The sequence below is a fragment of the Anaerobacillus alkaliphilus genome (genome assembly GCF_004116265.1).
GTDB lineage: Bacteria > Bacillota > Bacilli > Bacillales > Anaerobacillaceae > Anaerobacillus > Anaerobacillus alkaliphilus.
On the sequence record NZ_QOUX01000036.1, the window covers coordinates 1 to 16,337 of the forward strand.

Genomic DNA, 16,337 nt, shown 5'->3' on the forward strand with positions numbered 1-16,337 from the left:
AATTGAATAAATCTAGTGGCGATAGCGAAGAGGTCACACTCGTTCCCATGCCGAACACGATCGTTAAGCTCTTCAGCGCCGATGGTAGTTGGGGGTTTCCCCCTGTGAGAGTAGGACGTTGCTAGGTGATAAAAAAACACATCCATTACGGATGTGTTTTTTTATGTCTATTGAAGAATTTAAACATCAAAAGGACAGACGGTTTCCCCAAAAAAAATAGACTCTATCTAAAGAGTCTGTTAGGAAATATTTAATAAAGAGTGCTTTAGTTTTCTTAATTTTTGTAAATAGTACTTATAAAATTCATCGCTTACATCGGAATTTACAATTTCACGTTCACAAGTTTCACAAATATAAATATCACAAATATGAATACCGGATTGACTCTTAAGTTCACATACGGAACATTTTTCAACGTTATGCCCTTCAGTCATAAGTGTTCACCTCCATAGTTCATTCATTTCCAATGAAAGGTAAACTATACATAAAAAATTCTGATTTTTTGAATATAATTACTTTTCATATATATATGCGACTATCCTTTTGATTGTGTATGTCTTTATTAATGTACAAAGGAACAATTATAAAAGGTTCAGTTAATCGCTGTTTTTCGCTATAATAATAAAACAGTGTTTTTTAATGAAGTGTATAGAGGTGAAACGATGAACCAAAGTAAAAGACCGCTTTATGATGCTCTAGTTTCATTTTCTAATGAAGCTCCAATATCTTTTCACGTGCCTGGTCATAAAAACGGTACAGTATTCTCGAATGATGCCCAGAGTTTATATCGTTCATTATTAGCAATTGATGTTACTGAACTGAGTGGTCTAGACGATTTACATAACCCTACTGGTATAATAAAAGAAGCCGAAGATCTAGCTTGTAACTTGTTTAAATCGAAACATTGCTTTTTCCTAGTTGGAGGTTCTACCGTCGGCAATCTAGCGATGATTATGGCAACATGCCACCAAGGTGATACAGTACTTGTCCAGAGGAATAGCCATAAATCGGTTCTTAACGGACTTAGATTAGCAAAGGTGAACCCTGTATTTATTGAGCCGAGCTTTGATCACAATGCTCAAGTAGCTACGTGTATAGATGAAGCCAGTTTAATTGAAACAATTAAAAAATATCCTAACTCAAGGGCGTTAATCATCACAAGACCTAACTACTATGGATACACAAACCAAATTGATAGAGTAGTTCAAGTTGCCCACGAGCATAATATAGTAGTTCTTGTTGATGAGGCACATGGTGCTCATTTTGGACATCCATCTAACTTGCTGCCCAATTCGGCTATACATTATGGGGCTGATCTTGTTGTTCAATCAGCTCACAAAACGTTACCAGCGATGACGATGGGCTCATTTTTACACTTCAACAGTGGGATAGTAGATATAAATAAAGTAAGACATTATCTTCAGCTATTCCAATCGAGCAGTCCTTCATATCCATTGTTGGCTTCTCTAGATTTGGCTAGATACTTTTTGGCTGAGCTGTCTGAAACCGAATTGAAAGATACCTTAGCTTCCATTAAATTGTTTAAATCACATTTAAGTAATATCCCTCAACTAAAAGTAGTCGAGAATGCTGAATATGACATGGACCCGCTAAAGGTAACGGTACAATCAAGCTGTGAGTTAAGTGGTTATCAACTACAAAAGCTGTTGGAGGAAGAAGCTATTTATACAGAATTAGCTGACCAGAACAATGTCCTCTTTGTTATGCCATTAATAATAAAAAATGACCTTCAGGGTGTCTGCCAAAGAATAAAGAACAAATTAAAAAATTTAGCTGTTGTAAATGCCAAAGCGAAAGTTACACCTAAAATTATTAATAAAACATCTAGCTTAGCATTAACCTACGAGGAAATGGAAGTACTTGAAGTGGAAACTGTTCGTTTAGAAAACTCAATTGGTAGAATTGTCTCAGAAGCAATCATTCCTTATCCACCAGGTATTCCATTATTAATAAGTGGTGAAAAAATTGAGAATAAGCATATAGATGAATTAATTGAATTAAAACAAGCTGGGGCCTATTTTCAAGGAACTAATATTTTTGACGAGGGTCTCAAGGTATTTAAATATAGATAAAGTGGGGAAGACATAATGAATGAGAAATTTATTACATTTGAAGGCGGAGAGGGAGCAGGGAAAACATCTGTAATTCAACAGTTATCTCAAATCCTTCAAGATGAAAATGTAGACTTTATTACAACGAGAGAGCCTGGAGGCATTAAGATTTCGGAAAGTATTCGCCATATAATTTTGGATACGAATAACAAAGAGATGGATGGGAGAACAGAGGCCCTACTATATGCTGCTGCGAGAAGACAACATTTAGTTGAGCGCGTCATTCCAGCATTAGAGCTAGGAAAGATCGTGTTATGTGATCGTTTTCTAGATAGTAGTTTAGTCTACCAGGGAATTGCTAGAAGACTTGGGTTAGAAGAGGTCTATGCCATTAATTCGTTTGCCATCGAAAATAGTTTACCAAAGCTTACTTTTTATTTTGATATAGAGCCAGAAAAGGGCCTTGCCAGGATTGCTCAAAATAAAGAACGAGAAATTAATCGCTTAGACCAGGAGAATCTGGAGTTTCACTATAAAGTTCGAGAAGGTTATCTGAAATTACTAGAAATGTTTCCAGAACGTATAATTAAGATTAATGCAGATCGACCGCTAGAGGAAGTTGTAGATGAAACGAAAGAAAAGCTATTCTCCTATTTAAACATCAAATAAATTCTAGGTAGCCTTTTTGGAAGGTTACCTTTTAAAATTTAAATAATACTTTAAACGTAAACCATTACTTAGGTTCTTCAATGGACATCTGTTATAATAGGATAAATAAAGGCTTTATTAATAAAGGTAGCGTAACTATATTCCTAAGGAGGTTAAAGGATGAAACTTGTTGTCGCAATTGTCCAAGATAAAGATAGTAACAACCTTGCTAATGCTCTTGTGAAAGGAAATTTCAAAGCCACAAAACTAGCTAGTACAGGTGGATTTTTAAAAGCTGGTAACACGACGTTTTTTATAGGTACTGAAGATCATAAAGTCGATGATGTATTAACTATTATTAGAGATAATTGTAAGAATAGAGATCAATTAGTAGCGCCAATATCTCCAATGGGAGGAAATGCTGATTCGTATATACCATATCCTGTGAACGTTAAAGTTGGTGGTGCAACTGTGTTTGTATTACCTGTAGATCAGTTTGAGAGATTTTAAGGTGGTAGAAGTATGACATGGAACGAAATCTCTGAAACTCAAGAAAAAGTAGTGAAGATTATTAAGAACAGTATCAACAAGCAGCGACTTTCACATGCTTATTTATTCGATGGATCAAAGGGAACGGGGAAGAGAAGAGTCGCTTTACAACTTGCGAAAACATTTTTCTGTCAAAATGTTCAAGGATCTAATGCGTGTGAAAAATGTGCAGACTGTAAAAGAATACAATCAGGCAACCATCCAGATGTCCACATAATTCAACCTGAAGGCCAAACAATTAAAATAGAACAAATCCGCGACCTTAAAAAGGAATTTTCCTTTCGTGGTGTAGAATCAGTCAAGAAGTTCTATATCATAGAAGATGCCGAAAAAATGACAGTTAGTGCAGCTAATGGACTGTTGAAATTCTTAGAAGAACCTGATGGACAATCAATAGCAATCTTAACAACGACAGAGGTGCACCGAATTCTAAATACGATTCTTTCTAGAGTCCAAATTCTCTCTTTTGTTCCATTAACGCCAGAAAAACTAATTGAAAACCTCGAAAATAGTGGCATTGCTAAACCGCTTGCTAAGTTATTAGGGCAATTAACGAATGATCTGGAGGAAGCTTACCAGCTTTACCATGAGGATTGGATTGCACAAGCCCGTAACATAGTGATACAATTAGGTGAGGAAGTGTGTACAAGACCACATCAGGTTTTGCTCACTCTTCAAGAAACTTGGTTACCTCATTTTAAGGAGAGAGCCCAGTTGAATTTAGGTTTAGACATCTTGTTACTTTGGTATCGCGATGTTCTTCGTACCTTGATAGCAACAGATGACCAACTTATTTTTGTTGATCAGATCGATAAATTAGAAAAACATGCATTAAAGAGCTCACAGCAGAAGGTTAGCCAACATATGGCTAATATTCTAGAAGCAAAGAGACGATTAAGTGCAAATGTAAATCCTCAATTGTTGATGGAACAATTAATGCTGAGGTTACAGGAGGGATAATGTATAGTGCATCAGGTAGTCGGTGTAAGGTTTAAAAAAGCGGGAAAAATATATTATTTCTCCCCTGAAGATATAGAGGTACAAAAAGGTGAGCTAGTCATCGTTGAGACAGCTAGAGGGATTGAGTATGGCAAGGTTGTCATTGGTAGAAAAGTTGTCGGAGATCAGGATGTTGTTTTTCCTCTTAAAAAAGTTGTTCGAATTGCCAATGAAAAAGATCGTACAACAGTAGAAGAGAATAAAGCAGCGGCAAAAGAGGCTTTTGAAGTTTGCTTAGACAAAATCCAAGAACATAACTTAGATATGAAACTTGTAGACGTAGAGTACACGTTTGATCGAAACAAAGTTTTATTCTACTTTACAGCCGATGGACGAATTGATTTTAGAGAACTAGTAAAAGATTTAGCAGCAATTTTTAGGACAAGGATTGAACTAAGACAAATAGGGGTTCGCGATGAAGCGAAAATGTTAGGTGGAATAGGTCCTTGTGGTAGAATCTTGTGCTGTTCTTCATTCCTAGGAGACTTTGAACCGGTTTCTATTAAAATGGCTAAAGACCAGAGTTTATCTCTTAATCCAACGAAGATTTCTGGGTTATGTGGACGATTAATGTGTTGTTTGAAATATGAGAACGACAATTATGAAACTGCAAAACAAGAACTTCCTGATATCGGGAAGCCAATCGTTACCACTCACGGTAAGGGTCGTGTGATTGGTTTAAATATTCTAGAGCAACTTATACAAGTTGAACTAAACGATCAGCGAATTATGGAATTTACACTTGATGAGCTAATCAGTGAAGGAGCATTACCTACTCAAACCACAAATATTGAGGTGTAAAGTAAACGTGGATAAAAAAGGGGTCTTTTCACGAGTAAGTCTTATGGAAGAAAAGATAGGTGGCCTTTATCGTGAATTAGGGGAGTTAAAGGAACATTTAGCCCTCCTCTTAGAAGAGAATCAACATCTTAAGATTGAAAACGACCATCTACGTTCTCGGATCGAAAAAGCATCTGATCAGAAGCAAGAAGAAGTAAAAGAAAAAAAGGTAGACAATGAAAAAGTTGATATTGGGGAAGGTTATGATAACTTAGCCAGACTATATCAAGAAGGGTTTCACATTTGTAACCTTCATTATGGGAGTATTCGTAAAGAGGGAGACTGTCTTTTTTGCTTGTCGTTCTTAAATAAAAAGTAATGATTAGGAGGTGGATATATCCCACCTCTTTTTTTGTGCTTAATGGAAACTACTACCCGTGATTTGATATAATCAAGTTTATTAATGATACGAGGAGATTAGCAAACAATGGTTAAAATCGAGCAAGATGAACGGATAGATCATTTACCTAATGAAAAATTGAAAATTATTCAAAGCCCAGATGTTTTTTCTTTCTCAATGGATGCAGTTTTTCTAGCCAAGTTCTGTTATGTACCAATTCAAAAAGGTGATATTGTTGATCTGTGTACGGGAAATGGTGTTATACCATTACTACTCAGCGAACGAAGCAAAGCAAAGATCACTGGAGTCGAAATACAAGAACGCTTATTTCATATGGCAGTGAGAAGTACAGAGATGAATGAGCTGAGTGAACAAATTACGTTCCTTCATGGCGATATTAAGAATGCTCCTACGAGCCTGGGTAAAGGTAAATTTGATCTAGTAACTTGTAATCCGCCGTATTTTAAAACGGTAACAGAGAAAGAATGGAATGAGAATAAACATTTTGCGATCGCTAGACATGAAATCTACTGTGACTTGGATGATGTTCTTCGTGTTAGTGGTGATCTTGTTAAAGAAAGAGGAAAGGTCGCCATTGTTCATCGTCCTGACCGTTTAATTGATATCATTACTTCTATGAAAAAATATCAAATCGAGCCAAAACGAATTCAATTTGTTCACCCTAAGAAAGAACGTGAAGCGAATATATTATTAGTAGAAGGTATAAAAAACGGTAAGTCAGGGATAAAAATTTTACAACCACTATTCGTATATCATGATGATAATACATACACCGAAGAGTTTAAAAACATTTATTTTTCATAGTCTTGAAGGAGGTTATATACACTGATGTGGATTCAAAAAAGTTTTCACAATGAAGAAGCAGGGGCATTATATTTAGTGCCAACACCAATAGGAAATTTAGAGGATATTACATACCGAGCGTTACAGGTTTTAAAAACAGTAGACATAATTGCAGCCGAAGATACAAGACAAACGAAGAAGCTTTGTAACCATTTTGAGATAACCACCAAACTTGTTAGCTATCATGATCATAATAAGCAATCTAGCGGCTCAAGACTAGTAGAAGAGATACAGACTGGTAAAAAGGTGGCTTTAGTAAGCGATGCTGGAATGCCAGCTATCTCTGATCCTGGGTATGAGCTGGTTGTTAGTTGTATTCAAGAAAATATACCAGTGATCCCATTACCAGGTGCAAATGCAGCTTTACCTGCCCTGGTTGCTTCTGGATTCCCAACAGAAAATTTTTATTTTTACGGGTTCTTAAATAGGCAAAAAAAAGATAAGAAAAAGCAATTAGACACATTGAAAAATATCCAATGCCCAATTATTTTTTATGAATCACCACATCGTTTAAAAGAAACGTTACAGACGATCCTTGAGCAATTAGGAGATCGAAAAATTTCAGTCTGCCGTGAACTTACGAAGAAATTTGAAGAATTTATTAGAGGACACGTCAGTGAAGTAATTGACCACTATACGAAGGAAGACCCAAGAGGTGAATACTGTCTTATCTTAGAAGGGGCAGCTGATGAGGCGATTGTAAATGATGATATTTGGTGGACGGATCTTACGATAGAGCAACATATTGAACATTACATTGCAATCCAACTTTCGTCAAAGGAAGCGATAAAACAGGTGGCAAAAGACAGAAACCTACAGAAGCGAGAAGTATATCAAGTGTATCATAACGAAAAATAAGGCTGACATATAATGTCAGCCTGTTTTTTATAATATTATTTTACTGTTTTTTCAACGAAGTTTTGAAGTTCAGCAATAATTTCTTTAGCACCGCTTGGACTTAAGATGATTTTACCGCCAGCTAATGATAAGTTATCGTCATTTACTTCGCCAGTTACTTGGCAAGTCATGTTTGGCTTATATTTTTTTAAGATGATGCGATCGCTATCAACGTAAATTTCTAAAGCATCCTTTTCTGCAATATCAAGTGTACGGCGAAGCTCGATTGGAATAACCACGCGTCCTAACTCATCAACTTTACGAACAATTCCTGTAGATTTCATTTATTTTCTCCTCCTGAGTGATTGTTTTTTATCTATCGTCAATTCTTCATTTTTCGACATTTTTCTCTGTAAATTAAGAATACCAGCGTTTCCAAAAGAAGTCAATTAGTATTCTTCAATTTTTTACTAGTTTTGTAGATTTATTAAATTTATACAACCGTCAAGCTAGTCATACCAACAAATTTCTTCATTTGACATATTTTTGAACATTGGTTTTTAATTTAAAAATTTTACAATTATTAGTCAATTTAAGTGTAAATAACCAGTTGTTATTTCGACAAAACTAAAAGTTATAACTAGCTAAAATTCGACAAATTTTGCAGCTATGAAAAACTAACTATTTGGGTAAACTTGACATGAGTAATAACATTAGGTATATTTTTGCCAAAGAGTTTGAAGAAAGTATGAAGAAACACTCATATAATAAATAATAATTATTCCTGTGAAAAGATAAGTAAAAAGGAAATCCTATCTATGGTTATAAAAACTATAGGCAGAGAGCCAGGGGAGCTGAAAACTGGTATAGGTGGAACTTTTGAAAATGGTCTTGGAGGATTTGCCTTCGAGCAAGCTTTGGCTAGTAAGGGGGCAACGTGGATCAAGCGTTAATTGGTTAAGTTGCAATTGAGTAACTTACTGAGCCTTGTCATCGTGAGATACAAGGGAATTTGGGTGGTAACACGTGAGAAGATAACTCTCGTCCCTTTTTTAGGGTGAGGGTTTTTTTGTATGGAAAATAGTCGATTATTTAAGGAGGAAGAACGATGACTAACAAAACATTTTATTTAACTACACCAATCTATTACCCAAGTGACAAGCTTCATATAGGTCATGCCTATACAACCGTGGCAGGTGACGCTATGGCAAGGTATAAACGATTACGTGGGTATGACGTAATGTACTTGACAGGGACTGATGAACATGGACAAAAAATTGAACGAAAAGCTGAAGAAAAAGGCGTGAGCCCTCAGCAGTTTGTTGATGAAATTGTAAGTGGAATTCAAGACCTATGGAAAAAGTTAGATATCTCATATGATGATTTCATCCGCACAACCGAAACTAGGCACAAAGAGATTGTTCAACAAATTTTTCAACGATTATTGGACCAAGGAGATATTTATTTAGATGAATATGAGGGATGGTATTGTACACCTTGTGAGTCATTCTATACTGAAAGACAATTGAAAGATGGGAACTGCCCTGACTGTAACAGACAGGTGGAGAAGGTTAGGGAAAAATCTTATTTCTTTAAAATGAGTAAGTATGCTGACCGCCTTTTAAAATATTACGAAGACAACCCTGGCTTTATCCAGCCGGAGTCTAGAAAAAATGAAATGATAAATAACTTTATTAAGCCAGGATTAGAGGATCTTGCTGTTTCTAGAACTTCTTTTGAATGGGGTGTACAGGTACCTAACGATCCGAAGCACGTCGTCTACGTATGGATCGATGCGCTTTCGAATTATATCACTGCTCTAGGATACGGTACATCAAATCAAGAAAAGTATGAAAAATACTGGCCAGCAGATGTTCATTTAGTAGGAAAAGAAATTATTCGTTTCCATACGATTTATTGGCCTATTATGCTGATGGCTCTAGATCTTCCTTTGCCAAAGAAGGTATTTGGTCATGGTTGGTTATTAATGAAGGACGGAAAGATGTCGAAATCTAAAGGAAATGTAGTTGATCCAGTCCCATTAATTGAACGTTACGGATTAGATTCACTTCGTTATTACTTACTTCGAGAAGTACCATTTGGTTCGGACGGAGTTTTTACTCCAGAGAGCTTTGTCGAGCGAGTTAATTTTGACTTAGCTAACGATTTAGGAAATCTTTTAAATCGAACTGTAGCCATGATTAATAAGTATTTTGATGGTGAAGTTCCAGGCTATATAAAAGATGCAACAAGTTATGACGTTAATTTAGTTGCACTTGCAGAAGAAACAGTGGAAAAGGTTGAAAATGCAATGGAAGATATGGAGTTTTCTGTCGCATTAGCAGCGATATGGCAACTGGTTAGTAGAACAAATAAATACATTGACGAAACACAACCATGGGTTTTAGCAAAGAGTGAGGAAAACAAATCTCAATTAGGATCTGTTCTTTATCATTTAGGAGAGTCGTTACGTTATGTTTCAATTCTAATCCAACCGTTCTTAACAACGACTCCTAAGAAAATTTGGGAACAACTTGGAATTACTGAAAAAGAAACAACGTGGGATAGCTTAAGACAATTTGGTGGATTACAGTCAGGAGTTACTATTTCTAAGGGTGAACCGATTTTCCCAAGACTAGAAACAGCTGATGAAGTTGCTTATATTGTCACGATGATGGAAGGATCATCGACTTCAACTACTTCAGAAACCGAAGATGAGGTAAAAGTAGAAGCACCTGAAACTGAAGAAATCACGATTGATGAGTTTATGAATATAGATTTACGTGTTGCAGAAGTACTAAAAGCTGAGCCGGTCAAAAAGGCCAAAAAACTCTTGAAAATTCAATTGGATTTGGGTTACGAACAACGCCAAGTTGTCTCGGGTATTGCAGAGCACTATTCGCCAGAGGAGCTTGTTGGTAAAAAAGTTATCTGTGTTACGAATTTAAAACCAATTACACTTCGCGGTGAGTTATCGCAGGGGATGATCCTAGCAGCTTCTCATAACGGTAAATTAACATTAGCAACAATTGAACAAACTCTACCGAATGGTTCGCAAGTGAAATAACAATTATGAATTGACAATGATGAATTATGAATTGGTTTAGGTTCTGCTTCGAAGCAATACCCTGACTAATTAATAATTCAAAATTCATAATTGACAATTAAAAAGGAGTTTTAAAAAATGTTATTCGACACACATGCGCATTTAAATGCCGATCAGTTTGAAGAGGATGTTGAGGAAGTGATCAAGCGAGCCCAGGCAGAGGGAGTAACGAATATTGTCGTAGTGGGCTTTGATGAGAAAACAATAAAAGGTGCTCTACAATTGGCTGAAGATTACGAGTTCATTTATGCTGCAGTAGGTTGGCATCCAGTTGATGCTATTGATATGACTGAAAAGCACTTAGCCTGGCTTGAAGAGCTAGCAAGTCATCCTAAAGTAGTTGCCCTAGGTGAAATGGGCTTAGATTACTATTGGGATAAATCCCCTAAGGAAGTGCAGCAAGAGGTCTTTCGCAAACAAATTCAGTTAGCACGAAAAGTGAAGCTACCAATTATCATCCATAACCGAGATGCTCATGAGGATATCGTAAAGATCTTAAAAGAGGAACATGCTCATGAAATTGGTGGGATCATGCATTGTTTTGGAAGTAGCCTTGAAATTGCCAAACAATGTATTTCTATGAATTTTTTTATTTCTTTTGGCGGACCGGTTACTTTTAAAAATGCGAAACGTCCAAAAGAAGTAGCAAAAGAAATTCCCTTAGAATGGTTGTTAATTGAGACGGATTGTCCATATTTAGCTCCCCACCCATATAGAGGGAAGCGCAATGAGCCAAGTTATGTTAAACTAGTAGCAGAAACAATTGCAGAATTAAAAGAAATGACCTATGACGAAGTTGTTCAGGTTACAAACGATAACGCAAAGAGACTTTTTGCTATAATTTGACAGTGGTTTTTGTCGAATTTTAAAGAGGCTTGTCTATTATAAACTAACTTCTAGTTAGTTCTACAATCAAGAAAACAGGCATATGCTAGTCTTGTCGAACAGTTTTTGTTCCCTTTTTAGTCCATTTTATGGATAATTACACGTAAAGCTTCTGAGAGGGGGAATTTTTTTACATTGACAAGACTGGCATAACTCTATATAATTCGGTCCTTAGAAGGGGGAGTTTTTAACTATGATACCAAACATGAAGAAACTTTTTTCCGAAAGCCTTACTGGAAAAAGGTTAATCATGTCCATCGTTAGTATGATATTACTAGTTGGGGTGGTTAGCGTTGCTGCTTATGAGCTAACAAAAACATCTGTTACACTAGTAGTAAATGGGGAAGAAACAAACCTCAAAACTCATGCCAAGACTGTAGATGAACTAATGTTGGAGAATGATATATTAGTAGGTGAGCACGACTTTGTTGAACCGTCACTAGATAGCTTGTTATCAAATGATGTTAATGTTGTGTGGATTCCTGCGAAGTTAGTCTATTTAACAAATAATGGTGAAAAGCTACCAGTATGGACCACATCTAGTACGCTAGAAGATTTAGTTAAGGAATTAAATTTAGAAGTTGGTGACTATGATAAGATAGTGCCAAGTCTAGAAACAGCTCTTGTTGAAGATATGAATATTACTTATGAGTCCGCCTTCACAGTTACTATACATAGTGACGGTGAGGAGAAAGAAGTGTGGACTACTTCGACAACTGTCGCTGACTTTTTAAAAGCAGAAGACATTATTCTAGGAGAGCTTGATAGAGTAGAGCCATCGCAAGCTGAAATTGTAAAAGCTAATACCGAAATCAATATCATTAGAGTACAAAAGGTCACCGATGTTGTGGAAGAAACAATTGACTTTGCAACGGTAACTAGAAATGACAATTCTCTTACAAGAGGAACTGAAAAAGAAGTTCAAAAAGGTCAAAAAGGAAAAGTTGCAAAACATTTTGAAGTAATTCTTGAAAATGGAAAAGAAGTATCTAGAGAGTTAGTAAAAACAGAAACTGTTCAACAAAGTACTGATCGAGTAGTGGCTGTTGGAACAAAGCAACCAGCTCCTGTTCAACAAGTGTCCCGTGGTGGGACGCCTGGTGATTGGGTGACGTTTTCTTCGACCGCTTATACTGCTTATTGTAATGGATGTTCAGGCATCACAGCTACTGGATTAAACTTACGTACAAATCCAGATAAAAAGGTTGTTGCCGTCGATCCTAATGTAATACCTTTAGGTTCTATTATTGAAATTCGATACAATGGTAGAATACTAGGCCAATATCGAGCAGCTGATACTGGCTCTGCTATTCAAGGTCGAAAAATTGATATCTTTATGGCTGAACGCAGTGATGCACTTCGTTGGGGTCGTAAAAATGTTCAGGTACGTATTGTTAAATAGCATGCAAAAGAGGGTGACAGAGTCATCCTCTTTCTTGTTTTCACCATAGTAGACGCTATATACTATAAAGATCAATTGTGAATGGTGAATTTTGAATTATAAATTGGGCTTTAGGAAAGCTTCGAAGCTCTTCAATAATAATTCAAAATTGACAATTCATAATTCGAAATTATTTTTTTCGGAGGACTTATGAAAATAAAAGAAATTATCGTTGTTGAGGGTAGGGATGATACCGTTGCCGTTCAAAACGCCGTAGATGCCGATACAATCGAAACAAATGGTTCTGCAATAGGAAAGCAAGTAATTGAGCAAATTAAGCTTGCTAAGGAGCGTAGAGGGGTTATTATCCTAACAGATCCTGATTACCCTGGAGAACGAATCAGAAAAATTGTTAGTCAGCAAGTTCCGGGTTGTAAGCACGCATTTCTACCTAAGAAAGAAGCGATCTCAAAGAATGGAAAGGATCTCGGGGTTGAAAATGCGTCACCAGAGGCTATTCGTAGTGCTTTATCTGATGCTCAACAAGAAGAAGAAGAGTGGATTGAGCAAGTAAGTCTAGAGGAACTTTTGGCACTAGGTTTAATAGGTGGAAAAAAAGCAAGGGCTCGCCGTGAGCGATTAGGTGATCTCTTAAAAATTGGTTATACGAATGGAAAGCAGCTGTATAAAAGGCTTATTATGTTTAAAATAAAAGCAGAAGAGTTTTCTGTGGCAATTGCAGGTGTACTGAAGGAGGAAGAAAATGAGTAAAGAAATTGCAACACCTAATCGTACGAAAGAAATTTTAAAAAAATATGGATTTTCTTTTAAGAAAAGCTTGGGTCAAAACTTTTTAATTGATACGAATGTACTGAGAAATATTGTAGGTTGTGCGGATTTACATGAAAATTCAGGAGCTATTGAAATTGGACCAGGAATAGGTGCCCTGACAGAGCAGCTTGCGAAACGTTGTGAAAGAGTTGTTGCCTTTGAAATAGATCAGCGGTTGCTACCAATTCTTAACGAAACATTAGCACCTTACCCTCATGTAACTGTTATTCATTCAGATGTGCTCGAGGCAGATATACATAGCGTAATAAAAGAAAATTTTAAAGAAAACCAAGATCTAATGGTAGTAGCAAACCTACCCTATTATGTAACAACACCTATTTTAATGAAATTGTTAGAGGAGAAGCTCCCTATTCGTGGGATTGTAGTGATGATCCAAAAAGAGGTTGCTGAACGGATTGCAGCTAAGCCTGGAACGAAAGATTATGGCTCGTTATCAATTGCTGCCCAATACTACGCTGAAGCTTCTACTGAGATCATTGTACCGAAAACGGTATTTGTACCACAACCGAATGTAGATTCAGCGGTATTACGGTTAACGTTAAGAACCGAGCCAGCTGTTAAGGTAAAAGATGAAGAATTCTTCTTCAAGCTTGTCAAAGCTAGCTTCGCACAACGAAGAAAAACACTAATGAATAATTTAACCCATAATTTATTTTCGAAGACTGAAAAAGAGGCAATCGAGGCAGTTTTGACAGAATGTAACATTGATCCAACACGTAGAGGTGAGACACTCTCAATGGAGGAGTTTGGGTTACTTGCAAATTCTCTACTTGAGATTAAATAATTTATAGACCCGGATATCTTATTAACAATCACTGAAATACAGTTCTCCTCATAGGCTATAGGTGAGGAGGTGTGTTTCTTGAAAGTAAAGGTTGGCGATTTAGTAACAAGAAGGTCATACGGTAACGACTTACTTTTTCGTATTTCAAAAATAGATGATAACCAAGCAATAATTATTGGAGAAGAGATGCGCCTAATTGCAGACTCTCCCCTTTCGGATTTAGACCTAGTCTCTGAATCAGAGAAAGGCCTAAGGCAAGTTGAAGAAAAGAAAAAAGAAGATAATTGCTATCGACTGTTTAGGCAAGATAGTAGACTGACGAGAAATAGAAATGAATATGAAATGACATCCGGCTATAACAGTAATTGTTCTTACTTTGAACTACCGGGTCGAATTCTTCACATTGATGGTGACCCAGTTTATTTAAAGAAGTGTACCGATTTATATGAAAAACTCGGAGTACCTATTTACGGTGTTCATATGCAAGAAAAGGAAATGCCATTACAGATAACCCCGCTTCTTGAAATGGTTAGACCAGATATACTTGTCATTACAGGTCATGATGCTTATATGAGAAGTAAAGGCGAACCAAATGAAGTAAAGGCATACCGAAACACAAGATACTTTGCAGAAGCGGTTCGAGAGGCTAGAAAGTTTGAACCTCACATTGATCATTTAGTTATATTTGCAGGTGCCTGCCAATCGTATTTTGAGACATTAATTAGAGCAGGTGCAAACTTTGCTAGCTCACCTGACAGAATTAATATCCACGCATTAGATCCAGTTTATATAGCGGCCAAAGTTAGTTTGACACCTTTTACAGATAGCGTAAGCATTTGGGAGTTGTTAAGAAATACATTAACTGGTGAAAAGGGATTAGGCGGAATAGAAACGCGCGGGTTATTACGACGAGGTATGCCCCTAAAGAACAACGAAGATCATATATATGTTTCGACAAGGAAGAAGGAGCACTAGTGCTCCTTCTGTTTTTTGTTCATATTAGTCAAATCCATTAACTTTGGACAGTTTATGTTCTTTCAATTTTTTCAATTATTTTACATAATATCGAAATTTTAAGCAATAATATCTAATGTTTGAGAAATTAGTCAAAAAAAGTTGAACGAATAGTGTTGACAAATATTTTGTTTACTTGCTATAATTTTAATTTTGTTTGACATTATTGGTCGGCTGTGTTACACTCTGTATAAGTGAGGTGGTTTCAATAATGGGAAAAACTTTAGTGGACATTAAGCGAACGTTAGACGCTAATATTGGAAAAAGGATTACAATAAAAGCGAATGGTGGTCGTCGTAAAACAATTGAACGTTCTGGTTTTCTTGAAGAAACATACCCGTCTGTATTCATAATTAAGCTTGATGAAGATCAAAACGCCTTTGAAAGAGTGTCATATAGCTATGCAGACGTTTTAACGGAAACAGTGCAGTTAACAGTATGTGAGGATGAAAATGCCGTTGCTGTAGAAGTTGAATAGTTCTTGGTGAAAAAGAGGTATACTCATTTTGGGTCTGACTTCTCCCTAGAAAAGTATGTAGTACATACTTCTTAAGGGAGGTGCCTGACGCTTAGGTAATGAGTGTAGCTCTTTTTTATTTTGGGAAGGTTTAGCTATGTTTGTAATCATTTTTAAAAAGGCAAACAAAGTCTAGGCTTTAAGTAAGGCTGTTTTCGCAAAGTTTGTTGCTTTCGTAAAAATCACATAAGCCGGATTTTTACACAAAATACAAAGAATTCACAACTAATTTAGTAAGTATTGCTCTTTTCTTACAAAATTTATTGGCTGATATCTTCATCTAGGGTATTTTTCGATTATTTTAGGATAAAAAGCCACAATATTTACGAAAAGAGCCTTAAATAAAGACACTAAGAAACGGGTACATTATAAGCGTCGTAACAATGTTAATTAAAGGGGTTGTTTTAAATGGCTAGAAGGCGAGGAATAATGTCTGAGCAATTTAAAGTAGAACTTGCAAAAGAATTAGGATTTTATGACACAGTCCAGAAAGAGGGCTGGGGCGGAATTCGTTCTCGTGATGCCGGTAATATGGTAAAACGTGCAGTAGAAATTGCTGAACAACAACTTGCTAGCAGGCAAAAATAACGTTAATAACTTGTTACGATAGGCTGACTTACTTAAGAGCTCTTAGGTGAGTTAGCCTTTT

At 36.3% G+C, this 16,337-nt stretch carries 19 protein-coding genes and 1 rRNA gene; 18 read left to right on the forward strand and 2 right to left on the reverse strand.

Translation table 11 applies throughout. The features are described 5' to 3' along the window. Positions 1-11 precede the first annotated feature (11 nt). A 5S ribosomal RNA gene (rrf, locus tag DS745_RS10735) occupies positions 12-127 on the forward strand. A gap of 112 nt (positions 128-239) precedes the next feature. Here rrf and DS745_RS10740 read toward each other — a convergent pair. Then, the gene (locus DS745_RS10740; RefSeq protein WP_129078259.1) at positions 240-434 is read right to left on the reverse strand and encodes a sigma factor G inhibitor Gin; all 195 of its coding nucleotides are present in this window, start codon (positions 432-434) and stop codon (positions 240-242) included. Between the two features lie 228 nt (positions 435-662). Here DS745_RS10740 and DS745_RS10745 point away from each other — a divergent pair, with 228 nt between their 5' ends. From DS745_RS10745 to rsmI, 8 genes are all read left to right on the forward strand, one after another. Further along, entirely contained in the window at positions 663-2,093 is a 1,431-nt protein-coding gene (locus DS745_RS10745; protein ID WP_129078260.1) for an aminotransferase class I/II-fold pyridoxal phosphate-dependent enzyme, read from the forward strand. A gap of 15 nt (positions 2,094-2,108) precedes the next feature. Continuing rightward, positions 2,109-2,741 (forward strand): dTMP kinase, encoded by a 633-nt coding sequence (tmk, locus tag DS745_RS10750; RefSeq protein WP_129078261.1) that lies wholly within the window; start codon positions 2,109-2,111, stop codon positions 2,739-2,741. A gap of 159 nt (positions 2,742-2,900) precedes the next feature. Continuing rightward, a complete protein-coding gene (locus DS745_RS10755) occupies positions 2,901-3,230 on the forward strand; it encodes a cyclic-di-AMP receptor (RefSeq protein ID WP_129078262.1) in 330 nt (109 codons plus the stop codon). 12 nt (positions 3,231-3,242) lie between these two features. After that, positions 3,243-4,229 (forward strand): DNA polymerase III subunit delta', encoded by a 987-nt coding sequence (gene holB / locus DS745_RS10760; protein ID WP_129078263.1) that lies wholly within the window; start codon positions 3,243-3,245, stop codon positions 4,227-4,229. Between the two features lie 6 nt (positions 4,230-4,235). After that, positions 4,236-5,069 carry a PSP1 domain-containing protein gene (locus DS745_RS10765; protein WP_129078264.1) on the forward strand — a complete coding sequence of 278 codons (834 nt, stop codon included), beginning with the start codon at positions 4,236-4,238 and terminating at the stop codon, positions 5,067-5,069. A gap of 7 nt (positions 5,070-5,076) precedes the next feature. Beyond that, positions 5,077-5,427 carry a DNA replication initiation control protein YabA gene (gene yabA, locus DS745_RS10770; protein ID WP_129078265.1) on the forward strand — a complete coding sequence of 117 codons (351 nt, stop codon included), beginning with the start codon at positions 5,077-5,079 and terminating at the stop codon, positions 5,425-5,427. Between the two features lie 108 nt (positions 5,428-5,535). Beyond that, positions 5,536-6,273, forward strand: coding sequence for a tRNA1(Val) (adenine(37)-N6)-methyltransferase (locus tag DS745_RS10775; RefSeq protein WP_129078266.1), 738 nt, complete (start codon positions 5,536-5,538; stop codon positions 6,271-6,273). Positions 6,274-6,297: 24 nt separating this feature from the next. After that, complete coding sequence (gene rsmI / locus DS745_RS10780; protein WP_129078267.1) at positions 6,298-7,170, forward strand: 16S rRNA (cytidine(1402)-2'-O)-methyltransferase; 873 nt, start codon at positions 6,298-6,300, stop codon at positions 7,168-7,170. Positions 7,171-7,205: 35 nt separating this feature from the next. Here the strand turns inward: rsmI and DS745_RS10785 are convergent, their stop codons facing one another. Then, positions 7,206-7,493, reverse strand: a complete 288-nt coding sequence (locus DS745_RS10785) for an AbrB/MazE/SpoVT family DNA-binding domain-containing protein (RefSeq protein WP_129078268.1) — start codon at positions 7,491-7,493, stop codon at positions 7,206-7,208. Between the two features lie 474 nt (positions 7,494-7,967). Between DS745_RS10785 and DS745_RS25515 the strand changes: the two genes are divergently transcribed. From DS745_RS25515 to DS745_RS10825, 9 genes are all read left to right on the forward strand, one after another. Next, positions 7,968-8,102, forward strand: a complete 135-nt coding sequence (locus tag DS745_RS25515) for a hypothetical protein (protein ID WP_421721816.1) — start codon at positions 7,968-7,970, stop codon at positions 8,100-8,102. A 155-nt stretch (positions 8,103-8,257) separates the two neighbouring features. Continuing rightward, complete coding sequence (metG, locus tag DS745_RS10790; protein ID WP_129078269.1) at positions 8,258-10,216, forward strand: methionine--tRNA ligase; 1,959 nt, start codon at positions 8,258-8,260, stop codon at positions 10,214-10,216. A 117-nt stretch (positions 10,217-10,333) separates the two neighbouring features. Further along, positions 10,334-11,101: a TatD family hydrolase gene (locus DS745_RS10795; protein ID WP_129078270.1), complete on the forward strand. Its 768-nt coding sequence runs from the start codon at positions 10,334-10,336 to the stop codon at positions 11,099-11,101. Positions 11,102-11,333: 232 nt separating this feature from the next. Continuing rightward, complete coding sequence (locus tag DS745_RS10800; RefSeq protein WP_129078271.1) at positions 11,334-12,542, forward strand: G5 and 3D domain-containing protein; 1,209 nt, start codon at positions 11,334-11,336, stop codon at positions 12,540-12,542. Between the two features lie 189 nt (positions 12,543-12,731). Next, positions 12,732-13,292, forward strand: a complete 561-nt coding sequence (rnmV, locus tag DS745_RS10805; protein ID WP_129078272.1) for a ribonuclease M5 — start codon at positions 12,732-12,734, stop codon at positions 13,290-13,292. Next, positions 13,285-14,157, forward strand: coding sequence for a 16S rRNA (adenine(1518)-N(6)/adenine(1519)-N(6))-dimethyltransferase RsmA (gene rsmA, locus DS745_RS10810; protein WP_129078273.1), 873 nt, complete (start codon positions 13,285-13,287; stop codon positions 14,155-14,157). The genes rnmV and rsmA overlap by 8 nt, the downstream gene beginning before the upstream one ends. Positions 14,158-14,235: 78 nt before the next feature. Further along, positions 14,236-15,132 carry a sporulation peptidase YabG gene (gene yabG / locus DS745_RS10815; protein ID WP_129078274.1) on the forward strand — a complete coding sequence of 299 codons (897 nt, stop codon included), beginning with the start codon at positions 14,236-14,238 and terminating at the stop codon, positions 15,130-15,132. A gap of 250 nt (positions 15,133-15,382) precedes the next feature. After that, positions 15,383-15,649: a biofilm formation stimulator Veg gene (gene veg / locus DS745_RS10820; RefSeq protein WP_129078275.1), complete on the forward strand. Its 267-nt coding sequence runs from the start codon at positions 15,383-15,385 to the stop codon at positions 15,647-15,649. 447 nt (positions 15,650-16,096) lie between these two features. After that, entirely contained in the window at positions 16,097-16,276 is a 180-nt protein-coding gene (locus DS745_RS10825; RefSeq protein ID WP_129078276.1) for a small, acid-soluble spore protein, alpha/beta type, read from the forward strand. The last annotated feature ends 61 nt before the right edge of the window (positions 16,277-16,337 follow it).

Coding starts and splice junctions, on each gene's coding strand:
- holB (WP_129078263.1), top strand. CDS start 3,243: ATGACATGGAACGAAATCTCTGAAACTCAAGAAAAAGTAGTGAAGATT.
- rnmV (WP_129078272.1), top strand. CDS start 12,732: ATGAAAATAAAAGAAATTATCGTTGTTGAGGGTAGGGATGATACCGTT.
- DS745_RS10795 (WP_129078270.1), top strand. CDS start 10,334: ATGTTATTCGACACACATGCGCATTTAAATGCCGATCAGTTTGAAGAG.
- DS745_RS10800 (WP_129078271.1), top strand. CDS start 11,334: ATGATACCAAACATGAAGAAACTTTTTTCCGAAAGCCTTACTGGAAAA.
- veg (WP_129078275.1), top strand. CDS start 15,383: ATGGGAAAAACTTTAGTGGACATTAAGCGAACGTTAGACGCTAATATT.
- rsmI (WP_129078267.1), top strand. CDS start 6,298: ATGTGGATTCAAAAAAGTTTTCACAATGAAGAAGCAGGGGCATTATAT.
- metG (WP_129078269.1), top strand. CDS start 8,258: ATGACTAACAAAACATTTTATTTAACTACACCAATCTATTACCCAAGT.
- DS745_RS10775 (WP_129078266.1), top strand. CDS start 5,536: ATGGTTAAAATCGAGCAAGATGAACGGATAGATCATTTACCTAATGAA.
- DS745_RS25515 (WP_421721816.1), top strand. CDS start 7,968: ATGGTTATAAAAACTATAGGCAGAGAGCCAGGGGAGCTGAAAACTGGT.
- rsmA (WP_129078273.1), top strand. CDS start 13,285: ATGAGTAAAGAAATTGCAACACCTAATCGTACGAAAGAAATTTTAAAA.
- DS745_RS10745 (WP_129078260.1), top strand. CDS start 663: ATGAACCAAAGTAAAAGACCGCTTTATGATGCTCTAGTTTCATTTTCT.
- DS745_RS10825 (WP_129078276.1), top strand. CDS start 16,097: ATGGCTAGAAGGCGAGGAATAATGTCTGAGCAATTTAAAGTAGAACTT.
- DS745_RS10785 (WP_129078268.1), bottom strand. CDS start 7,493: ATGAAATCTACAGGAATTGTTCGTAAAGTTGATGAGTTAGGACGCGTG.
- tmk (WP_129078261.1), top strand. CDS start 2,109: ATGAATGAGAAATTTATTACATTTGAAGGCGGAGAGGGAGCAGGGAAA.
- DS745_RS10755 (WP_129078262.1), top strand. CDS start 2,901: ATGAAACTTGTTGTCGCAATTGTCCAAGATAAAGATAGTAACAACCTT.
- DS745_RS10740 (WP_129078259.1), bottom strand. CDS start 434: ATGACTGAAGGGCATAACGTTGAAAAATGTTCCGTATGTGAACTTAAG.